Source organism: Pseudoduganella sp. R-34 (assembly GCF_049904655.1).
Taxonomy (GTDB): domain Bacteria; phylum Pseudomonadota; class Gammaproteobacteria; order Burkholderiales; family Burkholderiaceae_D; genus Rugamonas.
In genome coordinates, this window is sequence record NZ_CP184572.1 from 1,920,908 (window position 1) to 1,936,220 (window position 15,313).

Genomic DNA, 15,313 nt, shown 5'->3' on the forward strand with positions numbered 1-15,313 from the left:
ATGATCAGATACACGCTGAGGGAGAATTGCATGGCCGACCAAACCAACCTTGCAGCGCAAGCAGTGGAGTACTGGACCGACGCCTGGCAGCGTTCGATCCTCTTCATGGACGTGCTGTATCGCCGCGGGACCGAGCGCAATGCGCGCGAACGCGAGACCGCGCCGCATGTGCTCAATTTCGAATTCGAGACCGTTATCGATGGCCGTACGCTTCCGCGGCCGGTGAATTATTCGCTGATGCGGATCATCCCGCCTGAGGGCGTGGAGATCGACGAGAGCAAGCGACCCTTCATCGTCGTTGATCCGCGCGCCGGGCATGGCCCGGGCATCGGCGGCATGAAGCAGGACAGCGAGATCGGCGTCGTCCTGAAGGCGGGCAATCCCTGCTACTTCATCGGCTTCCTGCCGGCGCCGGTGCCGGGGCAGACCATCGAGGACGTCTGCCATGCCGAAGCCCAGTTCATCGAACAGGTGGCCTACCTGCACCCGCAGGCCGAAGGCAAGCCGGCCCTGATCGGCAACTGCCAGGCCGGCTGGCAGATCATGATGACTGCGGCGTTGCATCCCGAGCTGGCTGGGCCTCTGGTGCTGGCTGGCGCGCCCTTGTCTTACTGGGCCGGCGTGCGCGGCAAGAATCCCTTGCGCTACCTGGGCGGCCTGACCGGCGGCACCTGGATGACGTCCCTGGCGGGCGACCTTGGCAACGGCAAGTTCGATGGCGCCCACCTGGTCAGCAACTTCGAAAACATGAACCCTTCCAATACCTACTGGAAGAAGGGCTACCACGTGTATGCCAATGTGGACACCGAGGAAAAGCGCTTCCTCGAGTTCGAGCGCTGGTGGGGCAACCCGGTGCTGCTGAACGCGGAGGAAATCCAGTTCATCACCGACAACCTGTTCGTCGGCAACCGACTGAGCAACGGCACCATCCACGACACGGCCGGGCGCCGCATCGACCTGCGCAATATCCGCTCACCGATTGTAGTGTTCTGCTCCTGGGGCGACGACATCACGCCGCCGCAGCAGGCGCTGGGCTGGCTGCTTGACCTGTATGAAGACGATGCGGCGCTGGTGGCTGGCGGGCAGACCGTGGTGTACACATTGCACGAATCGATCGGGCACCTTGGCATCTTCGTGTCGGCTTCCGTCGCCAACAAGGAGCACGATGAATTCGCGCGCTCGATGGACTTGATCGACGTGCTGCCGCCGGGGCTTTACGAAGCGGTCTTTATCGACAAGGCCGGTGACGGCGTGCACAGCCCCGAGCTGGCAGCGGGTAATTACGTTGTACGCTTTGAAAGGCGCGACTTGAACGAATTGCGCGCGCTGGGCGGCAACGACGATGAAGATGAACGCCGCTTTGCCGCGGTGGCGCGGCTGTCAGAAATCAACCAGGGGCTGTATCGCACTTTCGTCAGCCCGTTCGTGCAGGCCGCAACCAATGAGCAGTCGGCAGAGTGGATGCGGCGCATGCATCCCTACCGCATGCGCTACGAGCTGTTCTCAGATATGAATCCTTTCCTGGGCGGGATCAGCGCCCTGGCCGAGCAAGTGCGCGGGCAGCGCAAGCCCGTTGCGCAGGATAACTTCTTCCTGAGGATGCAGGAGGCGGCTTCCGAGCAGATCGTGGCGGCGTTGGATCAGTACCAGGTGATGCGCGACCAGTCGGTGGAGCAGTTCTTCCTGTCCACGTATGGCCAGCCGCTGCTGCAGACGCTACTGGGCTTGCGCGCTGATTCGGCCAATATTCGCCGCCGCATCGGGCGCGATATTGCGCGCGAGTCGGTGGTGGCCGCGCGGCGCACCGAAGCGGCCAAGCGCCTGGCGAGCGGCGGCGAAAGGGAAGCGGTGGTGCGGTCGATCCTGTATATCGCCCGTAGTCCCGAAGTGCGCGTGGCCGACGAGCGGGCCTTTGGCGTGCTGCGTGAACTGCGCACACTGCTGCCGGCGAAGGAGCGCGTATCGCTGGCCCGCTTCAAGGAAGTGGTGCAGGAACAGAACATGATCCTGCAACTGGATGAAGAGCGCGCCATGTCGGCGGTGCCAAAGCTGCTGGCCGACGTCGACCGCAAGCGCGCGCTGGAAGGCATCCGCCAGATCATGACCGCCTCCGGCGCCCTGTCAGGCGAAGCGGCCCGCCGCATGTCCCGCGTCGAAGAACTCTTCGCTTGAAAGTCGGGGTCAGGTCTGGCAATCCGCCAAAATGGCGGATTGCCAGACCTGACCCCGACTTTCGCTATAATATGCGGCCCTTCTTGTTGACCTTTGCATTATGACCACCCCGATCGCCCCCAAGCCTTCCCGCCGCCTGTCCGTGGCGCCGATGATGGATTGGACCGACCGCCATTGCCGTCATTTCCATCGCCTGATCTCGCAGTACACCTGGCTGTACACGGAGATGGTGACGACCGGGGCATTGGTGTACGGCGATGTTGAGCGCCACCTGCGCTTCAATGAGGAGGAGCATCCGGTGGCGCTGCAGCTTGGCGGCTCCGATCCGAAGGATCTTGCCATTTCCGCCAAACTGGGCGAGAAGTGGGGTTACGATGAAATCAACCTGAATTGCGGCTGCCCGTCGCCGCGGGTGCAAAAGGGGGCCTTCGGCGCCTGCCTGATGACCGAGCCGCAGCTGGTGCGCGATTGCGTCAAGGCGATGAAGGATGCGGTCGACATCGAGGTCACCGTCAAGCACCGCATCGGCATCGACCATGAGGAAAGCTACGACTTCGTGCGCGATTTCGTCGGTACCGTGGCGGAAGCCGGCTGCACGACCTTCGTGGTGCATGCGCGTAACGCTATCCTGAAGGGCTTGTCGCCCAAGGAAAACCGCGAGATTCCGCCGCTGAAGTACGAATACGCCTACCAGCTCAAAAAAGACTTCCCCCAGTTCGAGATCCTGATCAACGGCGGCATCAAGACCCTGGAAGAAATCGATACCCACCTGCAGCACGTGGATGGCGTCATGCTGGGCCGCGAGGCTTACCATAACCCTTACCTGATGGCTGCCTTCGACCAGCGCTACTACGGGGCGAGCGAGCCGCCGCGCAGCCGCCAGCAGGTGCTCGAGGCGATGATGCCGTATATCGAGGAGCAGCTTGCGAAAGAGGGCGGCAAGGGCTTGAAGATCAACACCATCACCCGTCATATGCTGGGCCTGGCCCAGGGTTTGCAGGGCGCGCGCCAGTATCGCCAGACCTTGTCCGATGCCAGCAAACTCGCGGCAGGCGATCCGGCAATCCTGCTCGACGCTTTCAGTCGAACCAAGTAAACGCGAGTTGTCCTGCGCATTCACTTCCGATTTGCGCTGCTGCTGAGCTGTTTCTCCGAAGGAAGTTCAATTGCCAACAGGGTAAGCAAAATTTGCTTGCCCTGTGGAAACCTCACGTCTATAATTTCCTTGATACACACTTGCAATTTGCGGTTCCTACCGCGTTTTTGGGATGAAATACGACAGGTTTCATCCCGCGGCGATAGCGGTCTTTGCATTCGCAGTCATAGTTTGCTACTGTCGATACTTGCGTAGCAGCAAGGGTCAGTGGATGTGGTTAATGTTTCACTAAAGCATCCTTCAGGCAATCGAAAATCTTCTAATTAAGAGCCGAAATGAATTTGAGCAAAATGAAAGTAGGGGCCCGCCTCGCCCTCGGATTTTTCCTGGTACTGGCGTTTCTCGTCATTATCACCATCGTCGGCATCTGGCGCATGGCTCAGATTCAGGACCGCCTGGATCATGTGGTGAGTGTGAATGCTGTGGCTACCCGGCTGGTGGTCGACATGCGTAACAACGTTGAAAACGTCAGCGACCTGAAGATCCTGACGCTGATGTCCGAACCTTCCGACATGGAGCCGGAACTGGCCCGCATCAACAAAGAGCTGAAGGATTACCAGGACGCCGATGCCAAGCTGAGCGCCCTCTACGCCAAGGATGCCACGCCAGAAGAAAAAGCACTGCTGACGCAAGTGAAGGCGCAGGAAGCGCTGGTGCTGCCTGCCGTGAAGAAGGCATCCGAACTGTGGCTGGCCAATGATGCCCTGGCCGCAACCAAGATCTACCTGAAGGAAATCAAGCCGGCGCAGAAGAAGTGGACCGAAGCATTGGTCCAACTGGCTTCGCTGGAAGACAAGATCAACGAAGAAATGAAAGTGGAAGCCGCTGAAGGCTTCTCGTCGGCACGCCTGTTCATGATCGTGGCAGGCCTGGCCGCCACGGTAGTGTCGATCTTCGCAGCCTGGGTCATCACCCGCGGCCTGCTGAAGCAACTGGGCGGCGAGCCTGACTACACGGCGTCGATCGCTGGCGCCATCGCCAATGGCGACCTGTCGGTGCAGATCGACACCTCGTCCACCGACAAGGATTCGCTGCTGGTCGAAATCAAGGAAATGCGCGACAGCCTGGTGGATATCGTTGGCCAGGTGCGCCAGGGTACCGAAACCATCGGCACCGCTTCGCGCGAAATCGCTGCCGGCAATATCGACCTGTCGTCGCGTACCGAAATGCAGGCTTCGTCGCTGGAGAAGACTGCTTCCGCGATGGAAGAACTGACCTCCACCGTGAAGCAGAATGCCGACAACGCCCGCGAAGCCAACCAGCTGGCAGCATCGGCTTCCGACGTGGCGCTGAAAGGCGGCCAGGTTGTATCGCAAGTGGTCGAGACCATGAGCTCGATCAATGCTTCCGCCAACAAGATCGTCGACATCATCGGCGTGATCGACGGTATCGCCTTCCAGACCAATATCCTGGCGCTGAACGCCGCTGTCGAAGCAGCGCGTGCCGGTGAACAGGGCCGCGGCTTCGCCGTGGTGGCATCGGAAGTGCGCAACCTGGCCCAGCGTTCCGCTGGCGCCGCGAAAGAAATCAAGTCCCTGATCGGCGACTCGGTCGAGAAAGTGGAACGTGGTTCGAAACTGGTCGGCCAGGCTGGCGTGACCATGGATGAAGTGGTTGCTTCCGTGCGCCGCGTCACCGACATCATGAGCGAAATCGCCAGCGCTTCGCAGGAACAGAGCGCCGGCATCGAGCAGGTGAACCAGTCCATCATCGAGATGGATGCCATGACCCAGCAGAACGCTGCGCTGGTGGAAGAAGCTGCTGCCGCTGCGCAGTCGCTGCAAGACCAGGCTGGCGAGCTGTCGCGCGTGGTGTCGATCTTCAAGCTGGACGCTGAAACCGAATTTGCGCTGACCGCCGCCAAGCCGGCCGTCACCCAGACCGCTGTTGCCGTGGTGCCGAAGGCTCCGGCGAAACGCGCGGCTCCCGCCAAGCCGGGCGAGCGGCATGCCGCGAGCGCGCCAGCACCGAAGAAAGTGGTGGCCGCCACCGCCGGCAGCGACGAATGGGAAGAATTCTAATAATCGGGGACACACCCGCAGTCTTTTATAAATTTTGATTGGGATTTGAAATGAACAAGCGTCTGATTGGTTTTATCGCAGCATCCATCGTTTCCGTTTCCGCATTCGCGGGCGAAACCCCAGCAGTATTCGATGCCAAGAACTGCAAGGCTGAATACCCGAAAGCTTCCTTGATGAACGAGGAACAGGGCCAGGTCACCATGTCCTTCCTGATCTCGGCTTCGGGCGAGGTGATGGATTCCAAAGTGGATAAATCCAGCGGCTTCAAGAACCTGGACAAGGCGGCAGTCAAGGCCATTACCGCTTGCAAATTCAAACCAGGCACCAAGGACGGCGCCGTAGCCCAGACCTGGACCAAGGTCGACTACGTCTGGTCCCTGTAAATCATTTCTTTTCTCATTCGGTAGGGGAACATCATGATGACCAAGTTGAGTGTTATCACTGCAGCGCTCGCAATGGGCGCATCGGCCTTCGCGGCCGAAGTACCAGCATCGTTCGATGCCAAGAATTGCAAGGCTGAGTATCCAAAAGCGTCCCTGATGAATGAAGAGCAGGGCACCGTGAGCATGTCCTTCCTGGTTGCCGCAAACGGCGACGTCAAGGATTCCAAGCTGGACAAGTCATCCGGCTTCAAGAACCTGGACAAGGCTGCAATGAAGGCGCTGAGCGCCTGCAAGTTCAAGCCGGGCACCAAGGACGGTGCGCCGGCCGAGACCTGGACCAAGGTGGACTACGCCTGGAAGCTCGACTGACCGGTGTTCCTGTACAAGAAAACGGCCCCTCGTGGGCCGTTTTTTGTTAATCTGCGGGTATTACGTCTGGATAGCCCGTATGAAAGTTCTGTTTCTCGTTCCACTAGCCGGCATTTTGCTATCCGGTTGCGCCATGTGGCGCGACCCGAATGACCCGGTGCGCAACAAGCAGTATGTTGTTGTCGTCAATTCCATGACCTGGCCGAATGCGGCGAGCGGCAAGCTGGACGGTACTCGCACCGCCTGGCAGCTCCAGGAATTGAGTAATAACGAGGAAATCTTCCCCTTGGCCCAGCTCAAACATTGCCCGGATGCCCTGCCTTGCGCCTGGGGCGTGCTGCTTGCCTCGCGCAACGTCACGCGCTACGCCTTCGAGCGCGGCGGCATTACGCTCGACCTGGGGCTGAACGTCGACGTGCACCGCCGCCAGCAAGACCGCCGCCGCAACTTCCATACATCGATCGCGGTGCCGGCCGACGTGCCGGCCCTGAGCTACCAGCACGTGTTGCAGGAGACGGTATCCCTGCCGTATGGCAAGGTGTACCGGGTCGACATGGATTATGGGATCACTTACCGGCTATGTGCCCAGCGCGTCGATGCGGCGGGCAAGGCGGTCGACAATTGCGACATCCCGTATATTTGAGTTGCCCGCGGTAAGCATTTGTAAAACCTGCGACATGCGCGCGATTTTTCCCTATAGTTGAATCCTGGGAAGGAGAATGCCATGAAAACCTTGATGATCTTGCCGGTGCTGGCCCTGGGCCTGGCCGGTTGCGCCACCCAACAGCCGGTGCGCTATGCCTCCAGCAATCCATATGAATGGCGGACGGTTTCGGTGACGCCGGTGCCGAACGGTACCGCTGCGCGTTCCGGTTCGCAGGTGACCTATTCGAGCGAGCCGGTGTATGTTGAACAGCAGCCTGTGTATGTTGCGCCGCAGCCAGTCTATGTGGCGCCTGCGCCTTACTATGCGCCAGCGCCGGTGTATGCTTACCCGCCGGTGACAATTGGCTTTGACTTCCTGTTCACCAACCGCCATCGCCACGGCTATCGTGGCCGTCGCTGGTAATCAGTGGAAGAAGAGGGGGATGTGCGTCAGCACGTCCGCCGAGCACAGCAGCCAGGTTGCAGAGGCCACCAGGCTAAGCAGCACAGCGCTGCTGGCAAATGGATGGTGGGACATGGGATGCTCCTGCCTAAGATTATGATCTCATCTTAATCAAGTGCAAACAAAAAAGGCATCGGAGAGCTGCCGATGCCTTTGTAGGACTATTGCTCGTCCGCTATTTTTTACCCCATAACACGACAGGCGCCTCCGGCGCAGTATCCAGGGCGTTGGACAGGTTCAGCCAGTCGTTCAGGCGGTCCGGCTCCTTCAGCGTAATGCCGGCGCCGTCGATATAGCCAACCTGCTCCAGGAACCGGGCATCCATCTTGGCTTTGGAAACGGTCGGCGCCACGGCGACCATGCGATCGTATGCCTTGCGCGCCTTGTTTTCCCATTTGTGCAGGGAGGATTCGTCAAAGCGGTTGGCCTCGAAGTAGATGGTCAATGAGCCGTCGGGATTGCCGAAGCCGACAATGCCGGCACCCTTGCGGATGGTGGTGGAATTCGCGAGGTCGAACAGGTCGGTCGGAACGAACACGCCGGCGCGCCCGCCAATGGCAGGCAGGCCAACCGGGGTGTCCTTGCTGTAAGTGGATAGTTCTTTCAACTCAGACATGACTTCTTCCATATTCGCAACGTTCTCGATATTCTATCCCCAAAACAAATGCTGTAGCACAACAGATGCCGCCTAAATTTTTGTGTGGTAACGCAAGCGCGATCGATGCGTCGGCCGCAGCAGGATGCGTTCGGGCGCTTCGCGCAGCAGGTCGTGGGCGGTGTCAGGGAGTGCTTCCAGCGCTGGCGGCTGGCAGCCCGCCGCAGCGCTGCCCAGCCAGACCAGGTGCGGGCCATCGCCGCGCACCGGCAATTGCGGGAAGTTGTTCGGCATGTCGAGCGTGACCAGGGTGCCGGCGTCGCGCCAGCCGGCATCGCGCCAGGCCGCGAAGGCCGGCGCTGCCAGTGCGGCAAAGCGCTCCAGCTGGCCGGGCTTCACCGTACAGAGGACCGCCACCGCTTCGCCCTGTGCGCCTTCGGTTTCCAGCACCGGATCGACGGCGGGCATGACGGGCACGCCGCTGCCAGGGCGCAAAGGGCGTAGCAGCAGCACGTTGTCGCTGTCGGTCATCAGCCCGTTCAGCGTGGCTTTGTGCTCCTTCCACACCGGGCCGTAGTAAAACGCGGCGTTGACCGCGGCGCGCTGCTCCCAACTGGTGAAGCCGCGCATCCAGAGGAAGCTGTTCGGGTTGCCGCGCTCGGTGAACTGGCCGAGCGCCAGCGCGCCCAGCTGCTGGAAGGCTTCCGGGAAAAGGGTTTCGAAATAGCGAGAGAACGCTGCCTGCGCGCCTTCTACAGTCGTGTAGCGGCGGAATTCAATGACGGGGTAGGTATCCATGCCGCCAGCTTAGGCGGCAATGCGGTCGGAATGCGCCCTATTTTCTAAATTGAATGTGTTGCCAGGTCGGGCCGTGCGAGCCGATAACGACGGGCAGGTTTGTGAGGCTTTGCAGTTCATCGACGAATGCGTCGGCGTTGGCGATGAGCGTGTCGGCGTAGTTGGGGCTCGCAGCGCGCAGCTGCCCGCACAGCGTTTCCTGGTGAGCCAGGTCGGGCTGGCCGGAGAGGGGGAGGTCGCGGATTTCACGGCCGTGCAGCTGGTAGCTGTGGGCCCAGCGCAGTTCGGCCCCGCCCCGGAAAGCGTCGAGGTGGCTGACCAGCAAGCCTTCGATGCGGCCGGCGGCGGCAAGCGCGTAGCGCAGCAGGACGGCGTCTGGATGACCGCGGCGGAAGCTGCCTTGCCAGCCGCTATCGGCGTTATGCGGTTCTGCCAGGGCTTGCAACGCCTGGTCTTCGGTCGGCATGGGACCTTGGCCGTGGCGGGTGAGGTAGCTGCGCATTGCTCCGAAATGCCTGATGCGTTCAGAGACGCCGTAGCCAGCCAGAGCGGCTTCGGCGGCAACGGGGCCGGTGCTGCTCCATGTCGTATGCGGATGGAAGCCATGCCATTCATCGAGCAGCATTCCCTGGGCGCCTTCCATCACAATGCAGCCGGGACGCGCTAGTTGTGCGGCGACCTGTTCGGGCGCGAAGGGCGCTACCTTGGCGATAAGGCGTTGTACGTGTTCGAGCCACAGCAGCCCGAAACCTGGATCATCCAGGATTGCCGCGTCTTGACGGTCCAGCGCCGCCGCGCGGGCGGGCAGCGCAGCGCGCAGGTAGTGGCGCATGGCTTCCAGCTTGTTGCGGACGCGTGAGTGATGCAGCAAGTCGCCATAGCGAATCGCCTGTTCGGGCTGGGCCAGTGCATGGCCCACCGTTTCGCCGAAGCCTACACCACAGCTTCCGTGTGCCGCAGCGCCGCGCGCGCGTTCGCGCAGGCGGCCGGCTGCCTCGTGGTATGGCGTGGTGACGAGGCAGCGGGCATCGATGAGCAGGCGGTCCAGCGCATCGCCGATGCCCGCGCGCTGCAGGTAGTTTTCCTCGACCAGCAACGCGGTCGGATGGACCACGACTGGCGCGGACAAGACGGTCGCAACGCCGGGATTGAACGTGCCGGCGCCGAACTGGGAGAAGGTGTGATGGCGGCCGTCAGGCAAGACTACGTTATGCCCGGCCTGCGCGCCGCCGTTGAAGCGAACTACCGTGTGCGCTGACCTGGCACGGCAAAGGTAATCCGTGAACAAGCCTTTGCCGCAGTCGCCAAAGGCTAGTCCGATGACCGATACAATCCTGCCCTCAACCAAACAGACGCCTCCACCAAGGACGTTCGCCAAGCGCCACGGCCGGCGACGACACCGGAAAGTCATGCGCCGTGCCCTTATCCAGCAGGGCTGCATACGGGCGCAAGGCGCGGACGATAGCGGACACGCGGCCGCCGTCAATGCCTTCGCCGGACAGAACGCCTGGCAAGGAGTCCAGCTTCGGCAACGCGCCTTCGGTCAGGGCCACGATGGAGGCGGCAACTGCGCAGGCATCTTGCGGCGCTTCCATGCAGATCACATGGTCGCCCAGCAGCTCGCGCCAGCGCGCTTCGCATCGCTGGCGGCGCTGCAGGTCGGGAATCAGGAAGAACAAGTGGAAAGTCTCGGAAGCGGCTGCGATCACCTCTTCGATCGGCAAGTCCTGGTCAAGGCGGTCGCCGACCAGTGCTTCGACCTGGTGGCGCGACACCGCAGGGTAGGGCAGTTCATCGCCGGTCAGGAACAAGTAGCCTTTCTTGCGGCGCTTGGCCCAGCAATCGAGGTCGGTGTGCTGGGCCGCCATGTAGAAGGCCAGTTCATAGCTCTCCTCGCCCGAGCCGCCCCCGCCGCCTTCGATATAGCTCCAGGTCAGCCACTGGTCCATCAATTCCGCGGTCGATTCGAACTGGCCGACCTGCAGAGGCGCATGGTCGGATACCGCATCGCCGATTGCCATGAACTGGATTTGCGGGTCCGGGACGCCGCAAGCCATCAGTAAGCGCATGAAGGTCGGCAGCTCTTTCGTCGCCAGCTGCTGCGGGATGTCGCCCATCGAACCGGTGACGTCGAGCGCGAACACAATGCCCAGCGAATTCGGATGATCGGGATTATCGCGCGACTCGCGCATCTTGATGCCCTTGGGGTTCATCAGGGGATGGCAGGCCCGTTGCTGGAATACTTCGGTGCGCGACGCGGATGCGCGATCGGCGACCAGGGCAGCGTGGGCTGCGAAGGAGTAGTTACCGTGTCCCAATTTGGCTCCTTTGGATACGTTTAGGGTGTTGGGTGAAAATGCAGGAAGCGCGGCGGGCCGAAAGCGGCTGCCGCTGCGCTGGTGACTTCGTAGTGCAAGCCTGCTGCGCCTTGCGCCCGCAACCATCTGGCGTCGGAACAGGCGCGCTGCAGCAGCTGCGCCAATGGCGCCGGTACCGACGCTGGCAAGGCTGGCGCGTCGTCTCCAGCACGCTGGCCGGCGAGAAGGGCGCGCATGCTCCACGCCGACTGCACCAAGTCGCGCGACTGGTCGCCAGCCCGCTTCGCGCCTGACCAGCCGATCATGAACACGCCATGGTCGGCAGGGTGCACCAGCATATGTTCCAGGCTCACCGCGCCGTGGCTCCAGCCGATGCTGTGCACGTGCGCCAGCGCTTCAAGTACGCGGCGCCACATCCAGACCACATGGCGCGCATCAAGACCGGTTCCATTAAGCCGGTGGACTTCGGCCAGGCTGCCCCAATAGCCCGGTGGATGGCGCAGTACGTGTACCGTGCCGCCATTGCCGTCCGGGCCCAGTGCGACCGACTCGGGCAGGCGCTGCGAGAAATATGCGGAGCCCGGCGAGGTGTCCGCCTGCAGTTGGCGCAGGATGTCGCGCTCGCGCCCCAGCTTGACCGCGTCGGCGTATTTCAGCACCACGTGTTCGCCCAGCCGCCCGCAGCGCCGAGCCAGCATGACGCGCGCGCTGGCGCCTATATATAAGTGGCGGATGGTGCGGTAGCGCCGTTCGCCGCAGCGGACATCCTGGCCGGCCGGGTCGTTCTGGAAGCGATGGAGCGCTTCGTGATAGCGCGCCACGTCGACGATGGAATCGGAGCGGGTGACGGTGGCGTCGCAATACGGGCAGGCGACGGTGCGCCAGATCGCCTGGCGCGGGAGTATGCCGCCACACTGGGGGCAATTCAAAGACTGGAAGTCCACGCGATTCCTGGCAAGTTGTCTGAAATTAATTATATTTCAGAAATGCTAAATCACAACCTGGGACCCATGCAGGGACGGTGGTGTCACTCGCTGCGCTTTGCAATTGCGCCATTAATCAAGCCGGAAACTTGGGCCTGCGATACTGCGTGGCCGCCAGCTGCAGCCTTCGCAATCCACATCAATCCGATATATTCATCCTTGAGAACACCTGTGCCCTCAACATAAGACCGGCCCATCCAGTGCATAGCGCTCACATCGCCCTGCTTGATCGCGAGTTCAAGCCAGTACAACGCCTCCTTGTGCTTCTCTAAGCCACGAAACAATAGGGCCAGATCGCACTGCGCCAGCGGGTGTCCTGCGTCTGCTTCCAGTACAAGTTGCAAGTCCTCGGCGGTGAGCGTTACTGACAGGTGTGGAAGTATCGAATCGAGCACAACTGTCGATATTTCGTTTACTTTCACGTGTTCGGCACCCCGTTCCACCGAACCATCAGCAAATCTGCGCCAAAAAGTGCGCTTGCTCCAGCCCGTCAACGTGATTGCGGTGCTAATTTTGATTTGTTGATTCATTCCTCATCTTTAGTCAGGTTTGCCAGCGAACGTTGCAGACGAAACTCAGGATATCATGGCACACCAAATGGCCGTGCCAAGCTCTAATGATACGCTGGTTGCCACATGTTGGCACGGCATTTGCCTGCGCCACAGGCGTCGGATACCAGAAGTATTGCCAAAAAATGACCAAAACATCGCCTAAACTCCCCTGGCACGCTCATTGCTTGATATGCGGTGTGCAGCAAAAACTTTGAGCCAAAGTGGCTCTCAACACTCAATAGGAGAGAATATGAAATTCGCACAATATAAGAAGCAAGCGCAACAAGGTTTCACCCTGATCGAACTGATGATCGTTGTGGCAATCATCGGTATCCTGGCGGCTGTAGCACTGCCAGCATACCAGGACTACACCGTTCGCTCCCGCGTATCGGAAGCCATTGTTGCTGCAGATGCCGCTAAGATTACCGTCGCCGACAACGCTTCCAACGGCACTCCGTTTGCCACCGGCCTGAATCCAGGTGTCGCAACGCAAAACATTGCAACTCCACCTGCCATCACCGCAGCAACCGGCGTTATTACCGTCGTGACTACTACTCGTGCAGGCGATCTGACGATCAAAATGACCCCGTTTGACGGCGCTGTCGGTACCGCCCTGGTTGCAGGCACTCCTCCAGCCAACCAAATCGTGTGGGCTTGCAGCGTCGATTCGGCTCCTAAATTTAAATACGTGCCAGCAAACTGCCGCCAAGCTGCTGCTACTGCTCTGCTGTAATCAGCGAAACATCGGTCTATGAGGATTTATTATCCTCTACCCAGATGACTAAAAATGCCCGCTTTTCGCGGGCATTTTTCATGGGGGCGTCGAGCATGGACGGCATATGGACGCCTCCCTTTTGCAAGGCATTTTTTGCAATTTAATACAAGGACCGTGTCGATCAGCGCCGTCTGCTGCCCTTCCGTCTTGATCGCCACCGCCTTGGCACCGTGGCGGGGCAGCGCCAGCTAGAGTGTGCTGGCACTTTTGATGCCGTTGGCACCAGAGGAATCGTCTTCCTCGTTCTTTTACTTCCTGTCGCGTATCGTATTTTCGGCATCCAATGGCGAATCTGCGCCAAAACGTTCATTCTTCATCTGTAGTTGCCAGCAAACATTTCTCTCGAATAGCGAAGAGGTGGCTGAGGTAGTAAGCCACTATGGCACACCTGAATGCTGTGTCAAAACCCTTGTCATCAGCTGGCTGTCGTGCAGGATGCGAATAATGGCACACTAATTACGTGCGCCATTTGCTCGAGACATGAAATTATTGCCAAAGAATGGCAAAAACACCATCATGTTGCCTTGGCACGATTATTGTATAGTATGCAAGCGCAGCAATACTTTGAGCCAGTTTGGCTCTTAACACTCAACAGGAAAGAAAATGAAATTCGCGCAGTATAAAAAGCAAGCACAGCAAGGTTTTACCCTGATCGAACTGATGATCGTTGTGGCAATCATTGGTATCCTGGCGGCTGTAGCACTGCCCGCATACCAGGACTACACCGTTCGCTCCCGCGTATCGGAAGCCATTGTTGCTGCAGATGCCGCTAAGATTACCGTCGCCGACAACGCTTCCAACGGCACTCCGTTTGCCACCGGCCTGAATCCAGGTGTCGCAACGCAAAACATTGCAACTCCACCTGTCGTCACCACAGCAACCGGCGTTATTACCGTCGTGACTACTACTCGCGCAGGTGATCTGACGATCAAAATGACCCCGTTTGATGGCGCTGTCGGTACTGCGCTGGTTGCAGGTACTCCTCCAGCCAACCAAATCGTGTGGGCCTGCAGCGTGAGTGCGGCCGCAAAATTTAAGTACGTGCCAGCAAACTGCCGCCAAGCTGCTGCTACTGCTCTGCTGTAATTGGCAAAGCATTTCAGCAGGCTTTGCCGGTCGGGCTGTCAAATTCAATATTTTCTGGCCCGACCACAAAAAATGCTCGCTTTTTGCGGGCATTTTATTTATGCCCTCAACAGTGCAGGCTCTGCGCTCTGTGCTGACGGCGCCCCCTGATGAGATCTGTGTGGCCTGCTAGATGATCCGGGGATACCTGATATGTGTCTCCGCAGCCCAATGATCAGTTTGAAGCTTGGCCTGGTGGCAAACATGGCACAACCCAGGACCATGCCAACGCCCATGACACGCCGGTTGTCGTGCCACGCCAAATTGGTGGCATAGCATTTACCTGCGCCACGGAACTCCAAATGCCTGAATCTCGCCAAAAAATGGCAGAAACATTGTCCATTTGTCTTGGTACGCTGATTGCTCGATATGCCGTGTGCAGTAAGACTTTTGGGCCAGTGTGGCTCTTGACCCCTCAACAGGAGACAATCATGAAATTCGCACAGTATAAAAAGCAAGCACAGCAAGGTTTTACTCTGATCGAACTGATGATCGTCGTGGCGATCATTGGTATCCTGGCGGCTGTAGCACTGCCTGCATACCAGGACTACACCGTTCGTTCCCGCGTGTCAGAAGCAATCGTTGCCGCTGATGCGGCTAAAGTTACCGTAGCGGACAACGCTGCTAACGGTACTGCATTCGCGACCGGTTTCAACGCCGGCCAAACCACTCAGAATATTGCAACTGTACCTGCCATCGACGCTAACGGCGTTATCACCGTCGTGACCACCGCCCGCGCAGGTTCTGTTACGATTAAGATGACCCCGTTTGACGGTGCAGTTGGCACCGCGCTGACCGCGGGTACGCCTCCAGCTAACCAGATCGTGTGGGCTTGCAGCGTGAACTCGGCGGACGTATTTAAATACGTACCGGCAAACTGCCGCCAAACCACTGCTGCCGCACTGCTTTAATTAACCAGGCATTCCGGCCAGGTTTCCCAGTCGGGCTGTCAGATTTGT

General features: G+C 59.6%; 16 protein-coding genes. 10 read left to right on the top strand and 6 right to left on the bottom strand.

The genetic code is table 11. The features are described 5' to 3' along the window. Positions 1 to 30 precede the first annotated feature (30 nt). From ACN9MW_RS08785 to ACN9MW_RS08815, 7 genes are all read left to right on the top strand, one after another. Positions 31 to 2,172 (top strand): DUF3141 domain-containing protein, encoded by a 2,142-nt coding sequence (locus ACN9MW_RS08785; RefSeq protein WP_426169899.1) that lies wholly within the window; start codon positions 31 to 33, stop codon positions 2,170 to 2,172. Positions 2,173 to 2,323: 151 nt separating this feature from the next. After that, positions 2,324 to 3,268, top strand: a complete 945-nt coding sequence (gene dusA, locus ACN9MW_RS08790) for a tRNA dihydrouridine(20/20a) synthase DusA (RefSeq protein WP_426172156.1) — start codon at positions 2,324 to 2,326, stop codon at positions 3,266 to 3,268. Between the two features lie 335 nt (positions 3,269 to 3,603). Beyond that, positions 3,604 to 5,349 (top strand): methyl-accepting chemotaxis protein, encoded by a 1,746-nt coding sequence (locus tag ACN9MW_RS08795; RefSeq protein ID WP_426169902.1) that lies wholly within the window; start codon positions 3,604 to 3,606, stop codon positions 5,347 to 5,349. Positions 5,350 to 5,399: 50 nt separating this feature from the next. Beyond that, positions 5,400 to 5,732, top strand: coding sequence for an energy transducer TonB (locus ACN9MW_RS08800; protein WP_426169904.1), 333 nt, complete (start codon positions 5,400 to 5,402; stop codon positions 5,730 to 5,732). 36 nt (positions 5,733 to 5,768) lie between these two features. Then, positions 5,769 to 6,101 (top strand): energy transducer TonB, encoded by a 333-nt coding sequence (locus ACN9MW_RS08805; protein WP_426172157.1) that lies wholly within the window; start codon positions 5,769 to 5,771, stop codon positions 6,099 to 6,101. A gap of 79 nt (positions 6,102 to 6,180) precedes the next feature. Beyond that, positions 6,181 to 6,744 (top strand): hypothetical protein, encoded by a 564-nt coding sequence (locus ACN9MW_RS08810; RefSeq protein WP_426169907.1) that lies wholly within the window; start codon positions 6,181 to 6,183, stop codon positions 6,742 to 6,744. An 81-nt stretch (positions 6,745 to 6,825) separates the two neighbouring features. After that, positions 6,826 to 7,170, top strand: a complete 345-nt coding sequence (locus tag ACN9MW_RS08815; protein ID WP_426169910.1) for a hypothetical protein — start codon at positions 6,826 to 6,828, stop codon at positions 7,168 to 7,170. 214 nt (positions 7,171 to 7,384) lie between these two features. On the opposite strand, the gene ACN9MW_RS08820 is transcribed toward ACN9MW_RS08815, so the two are convergent. From ACN9MW_RS08820 to ACN9MW_RS08845, 6 genes are all read right to left on the bottom strand, one after another. After that, positions 7,385 to 7,825 (bottom strand): hypothetical protein, encoded by a 441-nt coding sequence (locus ACN9MW_RS08820; protein ID WP_426169913.1) that lies wholly within the window; start codon positions 7,823 to 7,825, stop codon positions 7,385 to 7,387. 72 nt (positions 7,826 to 7,897) lie between these two features. After that, a complete protein-coding gene (locus ACN9MW_RS08825; RefSeq protein WP_426169916.1) occupies positions 7,898 to 8,602 on the bottom strand; it encodes an NIPSNAP family protein in 705 nt (234 codons plus the stop codon). Between the two features lie 37 nt (positions 8,603 to 8,639). Then, positions 8,640 to 9,890, bottom strand: a complete 1,251-nt coding sequence (locus ACN9MW_RS08830) for an adenylosuccinate synthetase (protein WP_426169919.1) — start codon at positions 9,888 to 9,890, stop codon at positions 8,640 to 8,642. 52 nt (positions 9,891 to 9,942) lie between these two features. Next, a complete protein-coding gene (locus ACN9MW_RS08835; protein ID WP_426169922.1) occupies positions 9,943 to 10,920 on the bottom strand; it encodes a VWA domain-containing protein in 978 nt (325 codons plus the stop codon). Positions 10,921 to 10,940: 20 nt separating this feature from the next. Then, positions 10,941 to 11,864, bottom strand: a complete 924-nt coding sequence (locus ACN9MW_RS08840; RefSeq protein ID WP_426169925.1) for a protein kinase family protein — start codon at positions 11,862 to 11,864, stop codon at positions 10,941 to 10,943. An 83-nt stretch (positions 11,865 to 11,947) separates the two neighbouring features. Next, on the bottom strand, positions 11,948 to 12,433 hold the full coding sequence (locus ACN9MW_RS08845) for a tetratricopeptide repeat protein (RefSeq protein WP_426169928.1): 486 nt from the start codon (positions 12,431 to 12,433) through the stop codon (positions 11,948 to 11,950). Between the two features lie 271 nt (positions 12,434 to 12,704). On the opposite strand from ACN9MW_RS08845, the gene ACN9MW_RS08850 reads away from it, so the two are divergent. The 3 genes from ACN9MW_RS08850 to ACN9MW_RS08860 all read left to right on the top strand — a co-directional run bounded on the left by ACN9MW_RS08850 (position 12,705) and on the right by ACN9MW_RS08860 (position 15,265). Then, positions 12,705 to 13,187 carry a pilin gene (locus ACN9MW_RS08850; protein WP_426169931.1) on the top strand — a complete coding sequence of 161 codons (483 nt, stop codon included), beginning with the start codon at positions 12,705 to 12,707 and terminating at the stop codon, positions 13,185 to 13,187. A 645-nt stretch (positions 13,188 to 13,832) separates the two neighbouring features. After that, positions 13,833 to 14,315, top strand: coding sequence for a pilin (locus ACN9MW_RS08855; RefSeq protein ID WP_426169933.1), 483 nt, complete (start codon positions 13,833 to 13,835; stop codon positions 14,313 to 14,315). A gap of 470 nt (positions 14,316 to 14,785) precedes the next feature. After that, entirely contained in the window at positions 14,786 to 15,265 is a 480-nt protein-coding gene (locus ACN9MW_RS08860; RefSeq protein ID WP_426169936.1) for a pilin, read from the top strand. The last annotated feature ends 48 nt before the right edge of the window (positions 15,266 to 15,313 follow it).

Coding starts and splice junctions, on each gene's coding strand:
- ACN9MW_RS08805 (WP_426172157.1), top strand. CDS start 5,769: ATGACCAAGTTGAGTGTTATCACTGCAGCGCTCGCAATGGGCGCATCG.
- ACN9MW_RS08825 (WP_426169916.1), bottom strand. CDS start 8,602: ATGGATACCTACCCCGTCATTGAATTCCGCCGCTACACGACTGTAGAA.
- ACN9MW_RS08850 (WP_426169931.1), top strand. CDS start 12,705: ATGAAATTCGCACAATATAAGAAGCAAGCGCAACAAGGTTTCACCCTG.
- ACN9MW_RS08860 (WP_426169936.1), top strand. CDS start 14,786: ATGAAATTCGCACAGTATAAAAAGCAAGCACAGCAAGGTTTTACTCTG.
- ACN9MW_RS08855 (WP_426169933.1), top strand. CDS start 13,833: ATGAAATTCGCGCAGTATAAAAAGCAAGCACAGCAAGGTTTTACCCTG.
- ACN9MW_RS08795 (WP_426169902.1), top strand. CDS start 3,604: ATGAATTTGAGCAAAATGAAAGTAGGGGCCCGCCTCGCCCTCGGATTT.
- ACN9MW_RS08785 (WP_426169899.1), top strand. CDS start 31: ATGGCCGACCAAACCAACCTTGCAGCGCAAGCAGTGGAGTACTGGACC.
- ACN9MW_RS08800 (WP_426169904.1), top strand. CDS start 5,400: ATGAACAAGCGTCTGATTGGTTTTATCGCAGCATCCATCGTTTCCGTT.
- ACN9MW_RS08820 (WP_426169913.1), bottom strand. CDS start 7,825: ATGTCTGAGTTGAAAGAACTATCCACTTACAGCAAGGACACCCCGGTT.
- ACN9MW_RS08810 (WP_426169907.1), top strand. CDS start 6,181: ATGAAAGTTCTGTTTCTCGTTCCACTAGCCGGCATTTTGCTATCCGGT.
- ACN9MW_RS08815 (WP_426169910.1), top strand. CDS start 6,826: ATGAAAACCTTGATGATCTTGCCGGTGCTGGCCCTGGGCCTGGCCGGT.
- dusA (WP_426172156.1), top strand. CDS start 2,324: ATGATGGATTGGACCGACCGCCATTGCCGTCATTTCCATCGCCTGATC.
- ACN9MW_RS08845 (WP_426169928.1), bottom strand. CDS start 12,433: ATGAATCAACAAATCAAAATTAGCACCGCAATCACGTTGACGGGCTGG.